General features: G+C 60.9%; 19 protein-coding genes. 6 read left to right on the top strand and 13 right to left on the bottom strand.

Annotated features, from left to right (window positions below; translation table 11 throughout):
• Positions 1 to 26: 26 nt before the first annotated feature.
• The 6 genes from AC0JZ8_RS04380 to AC0JZ8_RS04355 form a co-directional block, all read right to left on the bottom strand.
• A complete protein-coding gene (locus AC0JZ8_RS04380; protein WP_471891897.1) occupies positions 27 to 1,298 on the bottom strand; it encodes an imelysin family protein in 1,272 nt (423 codons plus the stop codon).
• A gap of 126 nt (positions 1,299 to 1,424) precedes the next feature.
• Complete coding sequence (locus AC0JZ8_RS04375) at positions 1,425 to 2,714, bottom strand: RsmB/NOP family class I SAM-dependent RNA methyltransferase (RefSeq protein ID WP_113109365.1); 1,290 nt, start codon at positions 2,712 to 2,714, stop codon at positions 1,425 to 1,427.
• A 99-nt stretch (positions 2,715 to 2,813) separates the two neighbouring features.
• On the bottom strand, positions 2,814 to 3,230 hold the full coding sequence (locus AC0JZ8_RS04370; RefSeq protein WP_062454067.1) for a septal ring lytic transglycosylase RlpA family protein: 417 nt from the start codon (positions 3,228 to 3,230) through the stop codon (positions 2,814 to 2,816).
• A 381-nt stretch (positions 3,231 to 3,611) separates the two neighbouring features.
• Positions 3,612 to 4,484 carry an SDR family oxidoreductase gene (locus AC0JZ8_RS04365; RefSeq protein WP_471891896.1) on the bottom strand — a complete coding sequence of 291 codons (873 nt, stop codon included), beginning with the start codon at positions 4,482 to 4,484 and terminating at the stop codon, positions 3,612 to 3,614.
• Positions 4,484 to 5,662, bottom strand: a complete 1,179-nt coding sequence (queG, locus tag AC0JZ8_RS04360) for a tRNA epoxyqueuosine(34) reductase QueG (RefSeq protein ID WP_471893323.1) — start codon at positions 5,660 to 5,662, stop codon at positions 4,484 to 4,486. Before queG ends, AC0JZ8_RS04365 begins: the two co-directional genes overlap by 1 nt.
• Positions 5,655 to 6,347: a glutathione S-transferase family protein gene (locus AC0JZ8_RS04355; RefSeq protein ID WP_062454065.1), complete on the bottom strand. Its 693-nt coding sequence runs from the start codon at positions 6,345 to 6,347 to the stop codon at positions 5,655 to 5,657. The genes queG and AC0JZ8_RS04355 overlap by 8 nt, the downstream gene beginning before the upstream one ends.
• A 162-nt stretch (positions 6,348 to 6,509) precedes the next feature.
• Here AC0JZ8_RS04355 and AC0JZ8_RS04350 point away from each other — a divergent pair, with 162 nt between their 5' ends.
• A complete protein-coding gene (locus tag AC0JZ8_RS04350) occupies positions 6,510 to 7,316 on the top strand; it encodes an undecaprenyl-diphosphate phosphatase (protein WP_062578775.1) in 807 nt (268 codons plus the stop codon).
• A 70-nt stretch (positions 7,317 to 7,386) separates the two neighbouring features.
• On the opposite strand, the gene AC0JZ8_RS04345 is transcribed toward AC0JZ8_RS04350, so the two are convergent.
• The 3 genes from AC0JZ8_RS04345 to AC0JZ8_RS04335 all read right to left on the bottom strand — a co-directional run bounded on the left by AC0JZ8_RS04345 (position 7,387) and on the right by AC0JZ8_RS04335 (position 9,137).
• Complete coding sequence (locus AC0JZ8_RS04345; RefSeq protein ID WP_092663810.1) at positions 7,387 to 7,539, bottom strand: hypothetical protein; 153 nt, start codon at positions 7,537 to 7,539, stop codon at positions 7,387 to 7,389.
• 216 nt (positions 7,540 to 7,755) lie between these two features.
• Positions 7,756 to 8,736 carry a complex I NDUFA9 subunit family protein gene (locus AC0JZ8_RS04340; RefSeq protein ID WP_325263860.1) on the bottom strand — a complete coding sequence of 327 codons (981 nt, stop codon included), beginning with the start codon at positions 8,734 to 8,736 and terminating at the stop codon, positions 7,756 to 7,758.
• Between the two features lie 113 nt (positions 8,737 to 8,849).
• Positions 8,850 to 9,137 (bottom strand): DUF1330 domain-containing protein, encoded by a 288-nt coding sequence (locus AC0JZ8_RS04335; protein WP_092663808.1) that lies wholly within the window; start codon positions 9,135 to 9,137, stop codon positions 8,850 to 8,852.
• 57 nt (positions 9,138 to 9,194) lie between these two features.
• Here AC0JZ8_RS04335 and AC0JZ8_RS04330 point away from each other — a divergent pair, with 57 nt between their 5' ends.
• On the top strand, positions 9,195 to 10,265 hold the full coding sequence (locus AC0JZ8_RS04330; RefSeq protein WP_471891895.1) for a right-handed parallel beta-helix repeat-containing protein: 1,071 nt from the start codon (positions 9,195 to 9,197) through the stop codon (positions 10,263 to 10,265).
• Positions 10,266 to 10,289: 24 nt separating this feature from the next.
• Here the strand turns inward: AC0JZ8_RS04330 and pyrF are convergent, their stop codons facing one another.
• The 4 genes from pyrF to dnaN form a co-directional block, all read right to left on the bottom strand.
• Positions 10,290 to 10,982, bottom strand: coding sequence for an orotidine-5'-phosphate decarboxylase (pyrF, locus tag AC0JZ8_RS04325; RefSeq protein ID WP_174195490.1), 693 nt, complete (start codon positions 10,980 to 10,982; stop codon positions 10,290 to 10,292).
• Positions 10,983 to 10,987: 5 nt separating this feature from the next.
• Entirely contained in the window at positions 10,988 to 11,575 is a 588-nt protein-coding gene (locus tag AC0JZ8_RS04320) for a histidine phosphatase family protein (protein WP_471891894.1), read from the bottom strand.
• A 19-nt stretch (positions 11,576 to 11,594) separates the two neighbouring features.
• On the bottom strand, positions 11,595 to 12,188 hold the full coding sequence (gene pmtA, locus AC0JZ8_RS04315; protein WP_062454058.1) for a phospholipid N-methyltransferase PmtA: 594 nt from the start codon (positions 12,186 to 12,188) through the stop codon (positions 11,595 to 11,597).
• Positions 12,189 to 12,311: 123 nt separating this feature from the next.
• Positions 12,312 to 13,430, bottom strand: coding sequence for a DNA polymerase III subunit beta (gene dnaN / locus AC0JZ8_RS04310; RefSeq protein ID WP_062454057.1), 1,119 nt, complete (start codon positions 13,428 to 13,430; stop codon positions 12,312 to 12,314).
• A 262-nt stretch (positions 13,431 to 13,692) separates the two neighbouring features.
• On the opposite strand from dnaN, the gene rsmI reads away from it, so the two are divergent.
• From rsmI to AC0JZ8_RS04290, 4 genes are all read left to right on the top strand, one after another.
• Positions 13,693 to 14,634: a 16S rRNA (cytidine(1402)-2'-O)-methyltransferase gene (gene rsmI / locus AC0JZ8_RS04305; RefSeq protein WP_471891893.1), complete on the top strand. Its 942-nt coding sequence runs from the start codon at positions 13,693 to 13,695 to the stop codon at positions 14,632 to 14,634.
• Between the two features lie 9 nt (positions 14,635 to 14,643).
• Positions 14,644 to 15,015, top strand: a complete 372-nt coding sequence (locus AC0JZ8_RS04300; RefSeq protein WP_471891892.1) for a YraN family protein — start codon at positions 14,644 to 14,646, stop codon at positions 15,013 to 15,015.
• 110 nt (positions 15,016 to 15,125) lie between these two features.
• Positions 15,126 to 16,076: a glutathione synthase gene (gene gshB, locus AC0JZ8_RS04295; protein ID WP_471891891.1), complete on the top strand. Its 951-nt coding sequence runs from the start codon at positions 15,126 to 15,128 to the stop codon at positions 16,074 to 16,076.
• 173 nt (positions 16,077 to 16,249) lie between these two features.
• The gene (locus AC0JZ8_RS04290) at positions 16,250 to 17,782 is read left to right on the top strand and encodes a YifB family Mg chelatase-like AAA ATPase (protein WP_471891890.1); all 1,533 of its coding nucleotides are present in this window, start codon (positions 16,250 to 16,252) and stop codon (positions 17,780 to 17,782) included.
• The last annotated feature ends 34 nt before the right edge of the window (positions 17,783 to 17,816 follow it).

The raw sequence follows: 17,816 nt of genomic DNA, 5'->3' as shown, positions 1-17,816 counted from the left end.
AATCGCTTGGCAACCGCTTCAGCGGCTCACTGGAATACCGCATCGGGATTGTCGAGGCTGTCGGAGCCTTCGAGCTCAACCTTGCCGAGATCGAGCGACGCGACGACGCGCTCGATGGTCTTGGTCTGGTCGATCAGCCCGTCGATCGCCTTCTGGACCACGGCATTGCCGTCGGCATTGTTCTCGCCGATCATCTGGTCGTAGGCCTCGACCTTCTGGGCGCGGTCGGCCATCGCGTTCATGGCCGCAAGCGTCGCATCCAGCTTGCCCTTCATCTCGTCGTCCAGCGCCTTGTCCTTGGCCAAGACGAGATCTGACAGCGAGGCACCGGTCATCTTGGTGCCGTCGATACGGGTATATTCTCCCGTATAGGCCGACTTGATGCCGATCGCGTCGTTCAGGTGCGAGGCATAGGTGTTGTCGGAGAAGCAGTCATGCTCTTCTTCCGGATCATGCAGCAGCAGGCCAAGCTTCATCCGCTCGCCGGCAAGCTCGCCATAGGAGAGTGAGCCCATGCCGGTCAGGATGGCGCTCAGACCCTTCTTGCCATTGGCCTCGACGGTCTTGGCGGCCTTGCCCTTGGGGCCCCACGCCACAACCATGTCTTTCAGATCGGCAACCAGCAATGCGGTTGCCGCTTTCAGGTAGGCGGCGCGACGGTCGCAATTGCCGTTGGTGCACTCGGTCTTGCTGTAATCCGTGTAGGGCCGCGTGCCGGCGCCAGGCCCGGTGCCATTGGTATCCTGGCCCCACAGCAGAAACTCGATCGCGTGATACCCGGTCGCCACATTCGCCTCGATCTCGCCGGCCTCATGCAGGCTGCGAAGGGTCTTCGTGGTGATCTTGGTCGTGTCCAGCGTCTTGCCGTTCACCTTGATCTTGGGGTTGGCAATGATGTTGGCCGTATAGAGCGCGTTCTCGTCGCTTTCGGTGCCATAGGAGGGATCGACGTAATCGATCAGGCCTTCATCCAGCGGCCAGGCATTGACCTTGCCCTCCCAGTCATCGACGGCAGAATTGCCGAAACGATAGACTTCGGTCTGCTGGTAGGGAACACGGGCCGCGATCCAGGCCGCTTTTGCTGCCTTCAGGGTTTCCTCGCTCGGATTTGCAATCAGTGCGTCGACCGCCTTTTCGAGGCTTTGCGCTGATATCAGCGAATCCTCGAACTTGGCATGCGCCAGCTCGGAATAATGCTTGAGCACGGCGGCCGGCTTCGTGTCGGCGCGCGCTGCCGTTAATGTAGTCGATGCGGCGAGAAGCGCCAGTGCGGCGCTGAAAGCGAATTTGCGGATCATGTCCCTCTCCATTGCGGCGTCGTTTGAAAACGAGGCTGCCTCAAAGGCTCATCGCGCAAATCTAAACTTGTGTCAAATGATCTAGTTTAGAATGCTTTCAGGGTAAATCCGCAAGACAAGTCCCGCTCAAACCTTGCGTTGCATGCGGCAGAAAAAGAATCCGTCCGTATCGGTACTTGCGGGAGACAGTGTCACCGTCGCTGCATCCTTGGCGCGAGGCGTGGCCGCGTCGTTGCCGAAAATCTTCGCCCACTGGTCGGCTGCCGGCACAATGGAGAATTCGGGGTTTTGCTCGCAGAAACGGACAGCCTGCTGGTCGTTTTCTTCCGGCAGGATCGAACAGGTCACATAAAGAAGCGCGCCGCCCGGCTTCACGAAAGCGGATGCTTCGGAAAGTGCGTCCTGCTGCTGCGCAATGCGCTCGTCGAGGTTCTTCTGCGTCAGCCGCCATTTCGTGTCGGGGCGACGGCGCCACGTACCCGTGCCGGTGCAGGGCGCATCGACCAGAACTGCGTCAAGCTTGTTCCGGAGACCTTCAAGCTGGCGTGCATCGTCGTGAACCTGAACATTGCGGGTGCCGGCCCGACGCAGGCGCTCGATGATCGGCGCCAGCCGCTTGCGGTCGGTATCGTAGGCGTGAACCTGGCCCTTGTTGTTCATCGCAGCCGACATCGCCAGCGTCTTGCCGCCGCCACCGGCGCAATAGTCCAGCACCTGATGGTTCTCGGCAGGCTGTACGAGCTCGGCCACGATCTGCGAGCCCTCGTCCTGCACCTCGAACCAGCCCTTCTGGAAGGAAAGCTCGGCGGTGATATTGGGAAGCCGGGAAGCACCTTCGCCGGCAGCGATCCGGATGCCGTTGCGGGCAATGCGCGCAGGCTTGGCACCGGCGCGGTCCAGCGCCTTGACCACCTTGTCGCGCGACGCCTTCAGCGTGTTGGCGCGCAGATCAAGCGTCGGTCGGGTGGCAAGTGCCTTTGCCTCGGCCAGCCAGTCGTCGCCAAAATTTGCTTCGAAGGAAGGCTGAACCCAGTCCGGAATGTCGCCCTGGATGTGAAGCGGCGCGTCTTCCAGCTTGCGGGAGGAAAAGGCGGCGATATGCGCTTCGGTCAAAACCGGCGGCGCGAAACGGTCGTCGGCAAAATCGGCAGCCAGGGTTTCCGGAGAATATCCCCACTGGCGAAGGAGAACCGCATAGGCCAGTGCGACAGCACTGTCGTCATCCATGATGAATGCGTGGCTGAGCCGCATGCGCAATGCGTCGTAAACGATGTTACCGATTGCGGCGCGGTCGCCGGATCCGGCAAAGCGGTGCGCGAGGCCCCAGTCCTTCAGCGCGTCGGCGACGGGGCGTCTGCGTGCCTCGATATCCGCCAGTACGTCGATTGCTCCGGCTACTCGTCCGCCCAGTCGCATGTCATTCTCCGTCTCGGTTGAACCCGTGTGGGGTGGGTCGTAACCGCGAACGGTCGAAAGGGCAAGTGCAGCACGTCAGGCGTTCAAAGCTCTGGTGCCTCAGCCGTCGACGTCCTTGATGCCCTTGCCGGAGATCTTCTGGCTGGAAGCGCGGGTGTCGGCAACGATCTGGTAGCAGACCTGCGCAGTGCCCGAAGAGACCATGCCGATATCCTTGGCTGCGGCTTTCGAAACGTCGATCACCCGGCCGCGAATGAACGGACCGCGATCGTTGATGCGCACGACGACGCTTTTGCCGTTGCGCTTGTTGGTCACGAGAACCCTGGTGCCGAATGGTAGCGAGCGATGTGCGGCGGTCAGCTTGGCGGCGTTCATCCGCTCGCCGGAAGCGGTCTTTGATGAAAGAGCATACCAGGATGCATGGCCGCATCCGGGCGCAGCATTGGCCTGCGCGGTGCCGAGTAGTGCAAAAGCAGCAATGGCAACCGCGAGTGTCGAGCGTCGAATTGTTGTCAAGTCGGTCGTCCCCGTCCGTTTGTCCCTGCACGTTGCGTGCAGCCGGCTTAAGCGGGGCCAAAAATGGCGAAAAAGTGGGATTTGTTATCACGGAGTGTTACGCATTGTAACATTCGTGATTACATTGCGATCGATGTTGTTAATACACCCGGCTAAGCTTTTTCGGAAGAAAAGCTTTAGAATCAGTCTCCAAGCGAAACGTCATTCCACTGTTCCCCACGGACGACTCGTGTTCACGAAAACAGGCAAAATTTTTTTCTCTTAAAGTCGGTCTGTTGTCTTATTTGGACCGGTTTTGGGGCGCCGCGCCCCAGGCATTAAGAATTTATGACCGGGATAATGGCTCAGGATGAAAATTCCCACCGATGAGTAGAGGAGATTTCACGCTCTCCAGCGGTCGGAAGACCACAATTCCGAGAGTGAAACATGGTAGTTCGGAAAGCGGAATTGGAAGCCGGCGGCCCTGATCTTCTCATTCGAGACGCGCTTGCTGGCGCCATAGAAGGACCGCGCCATCGGCGACATGTCGGCGGTGTCGAAATCCTGTTCGGGCGGCGGTTCGACGCCCATCATCCGGGCAGCCTCGACGATCACGTCCTGGGGCGGGCATGGCTCGTCGTCGGTGACATTATAGAGGCCACCCATCCGCTGGCTCCCGAGAAACAGCGAGGCGCCCCCGATATCCTCTACCCGGATCCGGTTGAACACCTGACCCTTCTTGATGATGCGTCGCGCGCTGCCGCGGGAGAGATTGACGAACGCATTGCGGCCGGGTCCGTAGATGCCGGAAAGACGCATCACTGCGCATGGCACGCCGACACTGGTCGCCTGCTCGCTCCAGGCATCCTCCGTATCGACGCGCTCGATTGAGCGCCCAAGAATGGGGCTTCCCGGCGTCTCCTCGGTCACCCAGTCACCGCCATGGTCACCATAGACACCGACGGTCGAGAGATAGCCGATCCATTCGAGCTTCGGAAACAAGGCCGAGAGCTTGCCGTCGATCAGCTTCAGGAGCGGATCGCCTTCATGACCGGGTGGGATGGACTGAACCAGATGCGTCACCTCGGCCATCTCGCCCGGCAGCGCTCCATCGAAGTCGCTGCCGTCGAAGATGAAGGGCCGAATGCCCTTTACGCGAAGAGCCACGGCCTTCTCCTCGCTGCGAACCGTACCGGAAACCGTAGCGCCGTCGGCCATGAAGGCCTCCGCAATCGCCTGGCCGGAATAGCCGCATCCGAAGATCATCACCCGCATCAAACCACTCCTGCCATCATCCATTCGTCTTTAACCTCCGCATCATCCTCCGGCCCGCGCGCATCTGCAAACAAAGCGAAGTCACCTTGCGACATCAGCCGCTTCAGCGCCCAGATCGCCATGCCGCGCACGACAGGGGACGCATCCGCTGACAGGCTGCGACACTGGTCGATGAAGCCGCGGTCACCGGAATTGCCGGCGGCGATCAGCACGTTACGCACGAAACGGTCACGACCAATCCTCTTTACCGGCGAACCGCTGAAGAAGGTGCGAAACGCCGGGTCGTCCAGCGTCAGAAGAAAGGCGATCGACGGTTCCTTGAGGTCCTCGCGCGCCTTCAGCTTCATCTCAGACGCGCTGGCCGCGAACTTGTTCCATGGGCATGCCGCAAGGCAATCGTCGCAGCCATAGATACGGTTGCCGATCATCGGCCGGAATTCGGGCGCGATCGGTCCCTTGTGCTCTATCGTCAGGTAGGAGATGCAGCGCCGCGCATCCAGCCGGTAGGGCGCCGGAAACGCCGCCGTCGGGCAAGCGTCGAGACAGGCGCGGCAGGAGCCGCAATAGTCCCGCTCAGCCTCGTCGAAGGCCAGATCCGCTGTCGTGAACAGGCTGCCGAGAAAAAGCCAGGACCCGTGCGTGCGGCTGACCAGATTGGTGTGCTTGCCCTGCCATCCGATGCCGGCGGCTTCGCCAAGCGGCTTTTCCATCACCGGTGCCGTATCGACGAATACTTTGACATCCTCGCCGGCACGGGCGGCAAACCGTGTGGCGATCTCCTTCAGCCGACCCTTGATCACGTCGTGATAGTCGCGGTTGCGGGCATAGACGGAAATCGCGGCCTTGTCGGGCTTCTCCAGAATGCCGCGCGGATCCTCGTCCGGCCCGTAATTCATCGCAAACATCACGATCGACCTGACTTCGGACCAGAGCGCCTTGGGATCGCCGCGACGCTCGCGCGTCTCCGCCATCCAGTCCATCGTGCCGTGATGCTCGTCAGATAGAAATGTCGTTAGCCGTTCCGGTGCTTTCGGAATGCTGTCGGGCCTTGTGATGCGACAGAGATCAAAGCCCTGGGCTGCGGCTTCCTCGCGAATGAAGGCAGCCAGCTTCTGCCGACGCCGGTCGGCCCGAAGGTCGACCTTCTCCTGGCTCAGGTCGTGGTCCGGCTCAGAAATCAAGGTCCGCATAATGCGATACCGGAGTGAGGCCGCGAATGCGCTCGGACAGCAGCGGACGGAAGGAGGGGCGGGATTTGATCCTCTGGTACCAGTCCTTGGCGATCGGGATTTCCGACCAGTCGATTTCGCCGAGATAATCGAGCACGGAAATCGAGGCGGCGGCAGCAAGGTCCGCATAGCTCAGGCGCTCGCCGGCCAGCCACTGGCGCGAGCCGGCAAGCCAGGCAAGATATTTCATGTGCTGGCGAATATTGGCGCGAGATGTCCGCAGCACTTTCGAATCAGGTGCACCGCCGCCCTGAGCCGCGGTCATCTGCAGCTTGTAGACCCGTTCGCGCGTCAGCGGCCGGGTCACGTCCTGCTCCATCTTGATCAGGAACCATTCCGTCAGCCGGCGTATTTCAGCGCGTTGCCACGGGTCTTCGGCAAGCAGCCGGCGGTCGCGCTTCAGCACGCCATGGGTCTCGTCGAGAAATTCCATCAGAACCGACGGACCGCACAGAACGCGCATATTGTCGTCAACATAGACAGGCAGGGTCGCCGCCGGGTTGAGCGTGAGAAACTCGCGGCGTTTCTCCCACGGCTGCTCCTCGACAAGATCCGTCTGGAAGCCGTATTCGGCGAGGATCAGACGGACGAAGCGAGAGGAAGACGACATTTGATGATGATACAGGGTGGGCATCGATAAGAAAACTTCAGTTATAATGTATAGGAAAGCGGCTGCTTCGGGCGCCCGCCTGACATATGCCAGCTATATGGATTTGGTAGGGCCAGTACAAGCAGGGGCCACAAACCGCTAAGAAACGATTAAAAACCACCTCTATCGCATAGCAAAGGACTAAGAATGGTGGATCAGCCCATTATCAGCGCCCTCGTACTCGGTATTATCGAGGGGCTCACGGAATTTTTGCCCGTTTCATCCACCGCACATGTGCTGCTCGCCGGCCATTTTCTCGGTTTCAATTCTCCGGGGAATACGTTTGCGGTCCTGATCCAGCTCGGCGCCATACTGGCCATTCTCCTGGTCTATGCGCAAAGGCTGATCTCGATCGCCGTCTCGCTGCCGACCAGTGTCCAGTCGCGCCGTTTCGTTCTGACCATACTGGCGGGTTTTCTCCCGGCCGCCGTGATCGGCGCGATCGCGCATGATTTCATCAAGACGGTCCTGTTTGAAACGCCGATGTTGATCTGCGTCATGCTGATCGTCGGTGGCTTTATCCTGCTTGCCGTCGATCGCATGAAGTTCGAGCCGAAATACCATGACGTGATGGACTATCCACTGTCGCTGGCGATCAAGATCGGCTTCTGTCAGTGCCTCGCGATGATCCCAGGTACGTCGCGCTCCGGCGCCACCATCGTCGGCGCGCTTCTGCTTGGCGCGGACAAGCGTTCGGCCGCGGAGTTCTCGTTCTTCCTCGCGATGCCGACAATGGTCGGCGCCTTCACGCTCGATCTCGTCAAGAACCGTGCGCTGCTCTCCTTCGACGACAGCGCGGTCATCGTGGTCGGCTTTCTGGCAGCCTTCGTGACGGCAGTGTTTGTCGTGCGCTCGCTTCTCAATTTCATATCGAGCCGCGGCTACGCGCCTTTCGCCTACTGGCGTATCGCAGTCGGCGCCATCGGCCTTGTTGCCCTGTTGCTCGGGGCCTGAAGGCCGCTACCCGAAAAAGAAAAAGGCGGCCATCGGCCGCCTTTGTCATATGGGTCGTTCAATCACTGCTTCAGTAACGAATGGATGCAGTGCTGCAGGGATCGACGCCATAAGCAGGCGCACAATCGAGCTTGCCGGCGGCTCCGGTTTCAGGAGCCATGAACGATCCTGCAAGGATCACAAGTGCTGCACATACGAAAAAGAGGGCGATGGGTTTGCCCATGCAAATGCGCCTTTCAGAAGGGAAATATCTGTGTGTGGGTCTACGGGCCGTGTGGCTGATATTCAATAAACGTTTTTGCTAAACTGCCCGTTAACGCAAGACGGCCAATAACTGCGACCTTTGCGCCACAGAGCTTTCGGCACCTGCGCCCAAAAAAAACGACGCGCCCCGGAGAGCACGTCGTCAAGGATCCGGTAAGGATCTAGGATATTGAAATCAGGCGGCCTTGCCGGAGCCCGTGTACTGGCCCTGCGGCCGGTAACGCACGAGGTAGGACGCAAGAACGGAGGTAGCCAGCGTCGGCGTGATGCCGATACCGGCAAGAGTGCGGCCTTCTTTTTCCGCAGCGTCCGAAACCACATTGTCCCGTTTCAGGAGTTCCACCTGGTCCGCCGTGATCGGCGGGGTGATCAGGGGCACCATCGAGGCAACGCTGCCGATCATGGAGGCCACGCCGAAAGGCAGCGAGAGAAGCGGTTTCTTGCGGGCGGTCACACGCATGACCGTTTCCATGCAGTCGCGCATCGTCATTACTTCGCCGCCACCCAGCTCGTAGATCTTGCCGGACGGAATGGAGCCGTCGACGGAGCGTCCCACGGTTTCCGCCACGTCTTCCACGAAGACCGGCTGCAGTTTCGTATGGCCACCACCGATCAGCGGTAGGAACGGGAACGTCCGTGCCATCGAGGCGAACCGGTTGAAGAAGCTGTCGTCAGCACCGAAAACCACTGAAGGACGCAGGATCACCGCATCCGGAAGTGCGGCCTGGATCGTCGCTTCGGCGCGGCCCTTGCTGCGTGCGTAGCTCGAGGCGGAATTGATATCGGCACCGATTGCCGAAACATGGGTCAGCTTCGCGCCGGCAGCCTTGACGGCTTCGACCAGCGTCTTCACGCCGATATCCTGGACGCCGTCGAACGTGTTGCGGCCGCTTTCAAACAGGATGCCGATGCAGTTGACCACATGCGCGGAGCCTTCGACGGCCCGCAGCACGGAATCGCGGTAGCGCAGGTTCGCCTGCACCAGCGAGATCTGGCCGACATAGCCGGCGGGCAGAAGAAAGCCGGCAAGATCCGGGCGTCGCACCGCGACGCGAACGCGGTAGCCGCGTTTGGCAAGCGTGCGCACCACCTGTCTGCCGACGAAGCCGGATCCCCCGAAGACGGTGACGAGAGGCGGTAGATTGTTGATGGTCATGATAAGCTCCGGGAGCCTGAAGAAGGGACGACGAAATATGGAATGCTGTTTAGCCGAATCCGGGCGACGGTGGAAGTGTTTCCGCAACCGGTTGTCGCTGTCAGCGAGCGATATCAGACACCCTCGACCACAACCATTTCGGCATCGGCCGCTTCCTGGCGGATTTTAGCAGCGATCTGATATGCCGGCGAGTTGTAGCAATCGACTGCAGCCTGCATCGACGGGAACTCGATCACCACATTGCGGCCACGGGCTGTGCCCTCCAGTTCGGTCATCGCGCCGCCACGAGCAAGGAAATTGGCGCCGTATTCCTCAAACGCCGGTTTTGCCGCCGCGACGTAGTCCTTGTATCGCTCGGCGTCGCGAACATCGACCCGAGCAATCCAGTAACCTTTTGCCATAATAACCTCTCCTCGATTGGGCATATTCGATTCGAGCAAATCTGGCGGGGAGTCAACATGATAAAGACCGGACAACGCGGCCGGATTGCAGCGCGCAACGCCTGTTGGGCGCTCCCTTATCTCGTGCCGTTCATGCTTCTTGGCGCGCCTACGGCAAGCGCGGCATCCTGCAGCGCCGATACGCTGGAACAGCTCCGCTCGCCCGCCGAAGCGGCCACGCGCCCGATCGAAATCGATTGCGATCTCACCCTTCAGAAGAATTCCGTCATCACCGTGCCGATCGCGTTTTCCGGCAGTAGAGCATCCGGCGCGACGCTGGATTGCAACGGCGCGACGCTTGATGGCACCAAGCCCAAGGCCCGCACGATCGTGATCCGTTCGGTTCAACGCAAGGACGGCAGCTGGGATACGCCCCGCGACATCCATATCCGCAACTGCACAATCAAGGGTGATATCCGCATCGAAGGCCTCGGTCACAACGGAGAGGCCGAGAAGGTCAGGGAATCCTCACTCACGCCGGGCCATACACAGCGAGCGCAGTCGATTGCGCCAAGCGATATCGTGCTGTCACAAAACCGCTTCATCGCCAATGTCGGCACGCCGGTCTATCTCGCGCCTGGCGTCACCAACGTCATTGTCGAAAACTCGCGCTTTACCGGCAAGACGGTCTCGGCCGTTATTTACCTGGATGCGGAATCGGCCAGAAACCGCGTCATCGGCAATACGTTTGAAACATCAGCCAGCCAGCGCGAGATCATCGCCATCGACGGATCTGCGGAAAATCTCATCGAGAAAAACACGTTCGTGAACCCGGTCAAGGGCGGCGTGTTTCTGTACCGCAATTGCGGCGAGGGCGGCACGATCCGCCACCAGGCGCCGCAGCGCAACGTCATCTCCGACAACAGCTTCCGCTACAAGGACTGGCTTGCCATGCCGGCGGTCTGGCTCGGCAGCCGGCAAGGGGTGCGCAAATATTGCATGACACGGCCAACGGCGTCGTTTGGCAGCGGAGCCAGCCCGCTCGATTACGCGCAGAACAACCGGGTCACCGGCAACCGCCTGTCGGGCGGCGTCGCCACCTTCGTCCTCAACAGCGACGCGAACAATGTCGTCTCGGACAACCGCTGATCCGGATCAAGCGTCGTCTGCAGGTCAGAGCGCCGCCTGCATCGCCGCGAGGATAGCCTGCGCGGCCGCCTTCGGGTCGGCTGCTTGGACGATCGGGCGGGCAACGACAAGGTGGCTGGAGCCTGACTTCAGGGCATCGAAAGGTGTCACGACACGTTTCTGGTCGCCGGCATCGGAGCCGGTCGGACGGATGCCGGGGGTGACCACCGCCATGTCGGCTCCGACGATCGCCCTGACGGCGGCCGATTCCTCGGCCGAGCAGACGATGCCGCCCATGCCGGCCGCACGCGCTTGTTCGGCGCGGCGTGCCACCAGCTCGCCCGGTGTCTGCGCATAGCCGGCTTCGATCATATCGGCCGCATCCATCGAGGTCAGCACGGTAACGCCGAGCAGGCAGAGATCGGAGCCCTTTGCTGCTTCGACCGCGGCGCGCATTGCCTTCGGATAGGCATGCAGCGTCAACATGGTCATGCCCATCTTGGCGATGTTCTCGACAGCTTTGGCGACCGTGTTGTCGATATCGAGCAGTTTCATGTCGAGAAAGATCTGCTTGCCATCCTCTGCAAGCTCGCGGGCAAACTCCAACCCACCGGCAAAGGCCAGCTGGTAGCCGATCTTGTAGAAGGAAACGGTGTCGCCAAGCGTTGCCACCATCTTTTCCGCTTCGAACACGGTCGGGATATCAAGGCCCACGATCAGCCTGTCACGCGCTTGCATGTCTGTCAGTCTCCCTTCCATGTTTCGATCGGGGTCCAGTCGCATGTGACGGCGCGATCCGCAAGGGTGAAGCGGAACAGATTGCCACCGCCACCCGGCTGATCTTCCGTGCGGGATATGGCCGATCGTTTCAGGTGACATTTCAGGAGCGTGCCGACGCCGCCATGACCGACAAAGGCGATCGGCACCGCGGGATCGTGGCCCGCCAGAATGGATTCGACCAAAGACACGATCCGCGCCTGCGCATCCGCGGCGCGCTCCCAGCCTTTGAAGCTCTCGGTCGGGTTGGCGAAAAACCAGTCGGCTGCCGCCTCGAAATCAGGCGGCGCCAGAAAGCCTGTCGCCGAGCGATCGTTCTCGTGCAGTTCCCCGATGATTTCCGTCTTGAGACCGACGGCCGCAGCCAGGATGTCGGCGGTCTCGATTGCCTTTGTCTCGTCGCTCGAGACGATGCGCCCGAGCTTGGATACCCAGCCGGATGTCGCCGCCTGTTCGGCGCGCAGGCGACCCGTGTCGGACAGGCCACATTGCGGCACCGGCACGTTGGGGTCGATCCGGACCTGCGGATGCGTGATGTAAATCCCAAATGTCATGTCGGAGAAGGTCCGGACGCTAAGCTCGCGTATATGTCCATAGCTGCGCCGGCGGAATGTTGCGCACCACGAAGTCATAGTGCTTGATCTTGTAGCGCTCTGGCTTGGCGATAATAGGCGAAACCGGGCTGTAGGTGATCTGCATCACCGGGCGTCCCGGCGGGACGCGGTCGAGAAGATCTTCCAGAAGTTCGATGCGGCGTTCCATCGGAAAGCTCAGCATCGGAATGGCGCAGATCACGCAGTCGAATTTCTGGTGTTTCAACGTGTCGAGCGTGCGATCCAGATCGAACGCGTCGCCATTGATGAAATGCACGCCTTCGAATGTCTTCATCAGATGCTGGTAGAAATCGGTCGAATACTCGATCGAAACAAGGTTCTGAGGCTCGATGCCGGTTTTCAGGATCGCCTTGGTGATGACGCCGGTGCCTGGTCCGAGCTCGAGAACCGGCAGGCCAGAACTTGTGTCGATGATGCTCGCCATCCGCTTGGCAGTGACTGAGGATGTGGGGATGATGGCTCCGACCTGTTTTGGACCGTCGATCCATCCCTTGAAGAAACGGATCTCCTCGTCAAACTTCCGGCCGAGCCGTTCCTTCAAACGCAGTTCCATCAGGTCGTCCCCTCCAGTTTCATCCAATGTGAACCGTTTTGCCGCAAACACAAGATGAAATGTCGCAAGCGGAATACGGCACAAAAAAGGCGGCTGGGGTTAACCGAGCCGCCTGGTAAGATGCTATACGCGCATCGGCATCAGCACATAGAGCGCATCGTCGCCCGCCGTATCACGAACCAGCGTCGGTGACCCCGCATCCGCCAACATGAAGATCGCGTCGTCGCCGGAAAGCTGGGCGGTGATGTCGAGCAGATATTTGGCGTTGAAGCCGATTTCCATCGCGTCATATTCGTAGCCGACGGCCACTTCTTCCGTGGCGCTGCCGGAATCCGGATTGTTGACCGTCAGCATCAGCTGCCCTTCGGACAGCGACAGCTTCACGGCACGTCCGCGCTCCGAAGAGATGGTCGAGACGCGGTCCACGGCCTTGGTGAAGCTCTGGCAATCGACGCGCATTTCCTTGTCGTTGCCGGTCGGGATGACGCGCTGGTAATCGGGGAATGTGCCGTCGATCAGCTTCGATGTCATGACGATCCCGCCGATCGACAGGCGGATCTTGGCGTCCGAGACTTCCACCGTCACGAAGGCTTCCGGATCATCGACCAGCTTCTGCAACTCGCCCACGGTCTTGCGCGGCACGATGATGCCAGGCATGCCTTCAGAGCCGGATGGCGCCTTGAGATCTGCACGGGCAAGGCGATGGCCGTCGGTTGCAACAGCGCGCAGCTTCAGGTCGCCACCGGCCTCGATCGTGTGGAAGAAGATGCCGTTCAGATAATAGCGGGTCTCCTCGGTCGAGATCGCAAACTGGGTGCGGTCGATCAGCATCTTGAGATCGGTCGCCTTCATCTTGAACGTATGGCTGAAGCTGCCGGCGGTGAGATCCGGGAAATCCGTTTCCGGCAGGCACTGCAGCGAAAATTTCGAACGGCCGGACTGCACGGTCATGGTCGCGCCGTCGGCGCTGGTGGCGAGCAGCACTTCCGATCCGTCCGGCAGCTTGCGGACGATTTCATAAAGCAGATGCGCCGGCACGGTCGTGGCGCCGGACTGTTCCACCATGGCCGGTGTCGATTCCGTCACTTCCAGATCAAGGTCCGTCGCCTTCATGTCCAGGCTCGCGTCGGACGCGCGCAGCAGGATGTTGGACAGGATCGGAATCGTGTTGCGCCGTTCCACGACGCGGTGCACGTGATTCAGCGACTTCAAGAGATTGGAGCGCTCAAGAGTAATACGCATGGACACTATCGCTTTCGACCGTGGCGATCCGGCTGGCCGGACCACCTGATATTCTCTGCCGGCCATTGCGCAGCCGGAACATGTGGACCGGCAAAATGGCAGACATTCGGATGCGAAAGCAAGAGCAGAACCGTCCCCGCGCCATTTGAATTGCTTGTTCATACCGCACTTGCACACAGAAAACGCAACGCCGCGAAACCGGACGCGCAAAACATCGCCGGCCTCTGCTTGCCGAAGCCTGCGGCCTCGACCATAACAGGCGATGACCCTCGACCAATCTTCAGAGCAATCCACCGAAACCGCTGCCGAACCCGTCAAGGGACAGCGCGGTTACCGCGTCGGCAACACGTTTATCGCTTCCCGCCCCATCGAGCCGGCGCTCTATCTCGTCGCCACCCCGATCGGCAATCTCGGCGATATCACGCTGCGCGCGCTCGAAACCCTGTCCGGCGCCGATGTTTTGGCCTGCGAGGACACAAGGGTGACCCGCGTGCTGCTCGATCGTTACGGCATCGTCAATCGCCCTTATTCCTACCACGAGCACAATGCCAACGAAGCCGGGCCGAAGCTGATTGCGGCACTCGAAGCCGGCAAGTCTGTGGCGCTGGTCTCCGATGCCGGCACGCCGCTTGTGTCGGATCCCGGCTATCGCCTCGGCCAGATGGCGATCGATGCCGGTTATCGTGTCGTGCCGATCCCCGGCGCGTCCGCCCCGCTTGCGGCCCTCGTCGGTTCCGGCATGCCGTCGGATGCTTTCCTGTTCGTCGGGTTCCTGTCTTCCAAGGACAAGGCCCGCCGCGACCGGCTTGCGGAGCTTTCAAAGATCCCGGCAACGCTGATCCTGTTTGAATCGCCCCATCGCATCGCTCACACTCTCGTTTCTGCAGCCGATGTGCTCGGCGGTAGCAGGCTTGCCTGCGTCTGCCGGGAACTCACCAAGACCTATGAGGAGTTTCGCCGGGGCACGCTGGCAGAGCTTGCCGCGCATTACGGTGACGGCCACAACATCAAAGGCGAGATCGTCCTCCTGATCGAACCCCCAGCGCCTGAAGAGGCGCCGGGCGAGGTGGAGGTCGATGCCATCCTCCAGGACCTTTCCAAAACGCATCCGACGGCAAAGGCTGCGACTGAGGCGGCGCGGATCACCGGCCTGCCGCGCAAGGATCTCTATCAGCGTTTGATCGCCATGAAGAACGGAACTTGATGGATCGCGATGGCACAACGGGATGAGATCGGCGCCAGACGCCGCAAGGCAGAGCGCCGCGGCCATGTCTCGGAGTATGTCGCTGCCGCCTATCTCATGCTGAAAGGCTACCGCATCCTCGCCATCCGCCACCGCACGAAGCTGGGCGAGATCGATCTCATCGCCCGCAAGCACGATCTCGTGGTGTTCGTCGAGGTGAAGGCGAGACAATCCGAGATGCAGGCGCTCGACGCCGTCTCCTACGCATCACAGAAACGGATCCGGGCCGCGAGCGATCTCTGGCTGCAGAAACGCAAGGACGCATCCGGGTTATCGCAGCGATACGACATCATCGCCGTCCTGCCGGGAAGGTTTCCCCGCCATTTTCAGGATGCGTTCTAGGCCTTTGGCAGCAATGCCAAGTCGCCGGCAGTTCGGAATATCTCGGCCACGGTTGCCTTTCGGGGTTCGTCGTCCTACATCAGGCGGGCCAATCCTAGGGGACTGAAGTCATGGCGAAAATTCGCAAGGTCGCATTTCAGATGGACCACATTTCCGGTATCAACATTGCCGGCGATTCCACTTTCGCCATGGCGCTCGAAGCGCAATCGCGCGGTTACGAGCTGTTCCACTATACGCCCGACCGCCTGACCATGCGCGACGGCCGCATCTTTGCAGCCCTTGAACCGCTGCAGGTGCGTGACATCAAGGGCGATCACTTTACCCTTGGCGAAAAGGAATCCACCGATCTGTCGACCATGGATGTCGTGCAGCTTCGCCAGGATCCGCCCTTCGACATGGGCTACATTACATCCACCCATCTGCTGGAGCGCATCCATCCGAAGACGCTCGTCGTCAACGACCCGGCCTGGGTGCGCAACTCGCCGGAAAAGATCTTCGTCACCGAATTCGCCGACCTGATGCCGCCGACGCTGATTTCCCGCGATCCGGCGGAGATCGCCAAGTTCCGCGAAGAGCTCGGCGATATCATCCTGAAGCCGCTTTACGGCAATGGCGGCGCCGGCGTGTTTCATTCCGCCCGCGATGATCGCAACTTTACCTCGCTACTCGAAATGTTCGGCCAGATGTATCGCGGCGAACCCTATATCGCGCAGGCCTACCTGCCGGCCGTGCGCAAGGGCGACAAACGCATTCTTCTCGTTGACGGCGAACCGGTCGGCGCGATCAACCGCGTGCCCTCGGAAACCGACAGCCGCTCCAACATGCATGTCGGCGGCCGTGCCGAGGCGACCGATATCACGCCGCGCGAAAAGGAAATCTGCGCCCGTATCGGGCCGGCTCTGCGCGAGCGCGGCTTCATCTTTGTCGGCATCGACGTGATCGGCGATTACATGACCGAGATCAACGTCACATCTCCGACGGGCATCCGCGAAGTGAAGAAGTTCGGCGGTGCTGACGTCGCGAGCCTCATGTGGGATGCAATCGACGCCAAGCAGAGCTGATAACCGTTCACATCTGTTCTCGTTATGCAACTTGATGCACGCTGTCTTCGTCTCATGCGCGAAATTGTTCACTACCTGTTCTTGAAATTCACCGTCAATCGTGCGAGCTTTCAACCTGCGGCACGGTAGGCGGGAATTTCCCCACCTTAGCTTGCGCAAGTGGGCGGGTCGGAATGGTCGCGCGTATCAGAACGGTAGCATTTCAGGGCATTGAAGGCATTCCGGTCGATGTGCAGGTCATGATCGGGCCGGGCAAGATCGGCATGCATATCGTCGGCCTGCCGGACAAGGCAGTCGCCGAAAGCCGAGAGCGGGTGCAGGCAGCGCTGCATGCCTCGGGTCTCGCCATGCCGCCGAAAAAGGTCACGGTCAATCTCGCGCCTGCCGATCTGCCCAAGGAAGGCAGCCATTTCGACCTCGCGATCGCCGTCGGCCTGATGGCGGCACTCGGTGCCGTTCCGGGCGACATGCTGGCCGACTATGTCGTGATCGGCGAACTCAACCTCGATGGAACGCTTGCAGCCGTTGCCGGTGCGCTTCCGGCAGCCATCAGCGCCAACGCAATCGGAAAGGGCCTGATCTGCCCGGCGGAAAGTGGAGCGGAGGCGGCATGGGCTGGCCCCGGCGTCGATATTCTTGCACCCCGCAGCCTGATTGCGCTCGCCAACCATTTCCGCGGCACGCAGGTCATGTCGCGCCCTCAACCGGCCGTGCGCGCACCGCCCGCCAATCTGCCTGACCTTGTCGATATCAAGGGCCAGGAAAGCGCCAAACGCGCGCTCGAAGTCGCGGCTGCCGGCGGCCATAACCTCTTGATGGTCGGTCCGCCCGGTTCGGGAAAATCGATGCTCGCCGCCCGGCTTCCATCGATATTGCCGCCGCTATCGGCCACCGAACTGCTCGAAGTCTCGATGATCCACTCCATCGCCGGCCAGCTTTCGGGCGGAAAGCTGTCGGATCGGCGGCCCTATCGCATGCCTCACCATTCCGCCACGATGGCGGCACTGGTCGGCGGCGGTCTGCGCGCGAGGCCCGGAGAAGCCTCACTCGCGCATCACGGCATCCTCTTTCTCGACGAGTTTCCGGAATTCTCGCCCCAGGTTCTCGATGCGCTTCGCCAGCCGCTGGAGACAGGCGAATGTGTCATCGCCCGGGCCAATCACCGGGTGTCCTATCCGGCCAGCATCCAGCTCGTTGCCGCCATGAACCCGTGCCGTTGCGGTATGGCGGGCCAACCGGGGCATAGCTGCGCCCGAGGTCCGCGCTGCGCTTCGGATTATCAGGCGCGTATCTCCGGCCCGCTCATGGACCGCATCGACATCCGCATCGATGTCCCGGCCGTCTCCGCAAGCGATCTAATCCGCCCGGCGCCGGCAGAACCGAGTGCCGGCGTGGCAAGGCGGGTGGCGGCCGCACGCGACAGGCAAAGAGAGCGCTTCGAAGGCGAGGGCCAGTACACGGTTCTCACCAACGCGCGCTGCTCCACCGCCATGATCGAGAAATTCGCCGAGCTCGATGCGGGAGGGCTGCAATTGTTACGCGACGCGGCGGAAAAGCTGAAATTCTCCGCCCGCGGCTATCATCGGGTCTTGCGGGTGGCGCGGACGCTGGCCGATCTCGACGCGAAGGATGGTATCGGCAGAATTCACCTCGCCGAGGCGATCTCCTACCGCATGGCCGGGGAGCGCCCCACGGTATCCGCCTGATTGACCTAGATCGGTGTCACAGGATTCCGGCAGA

The organism is Velazquezella soli (assembly GCF_977018685.1).
The sequence above is the reverse complement of the archived record's forward strand: the minus strand, read 5'-3'. Positions and strand labels throughout refer to the sequence as shown.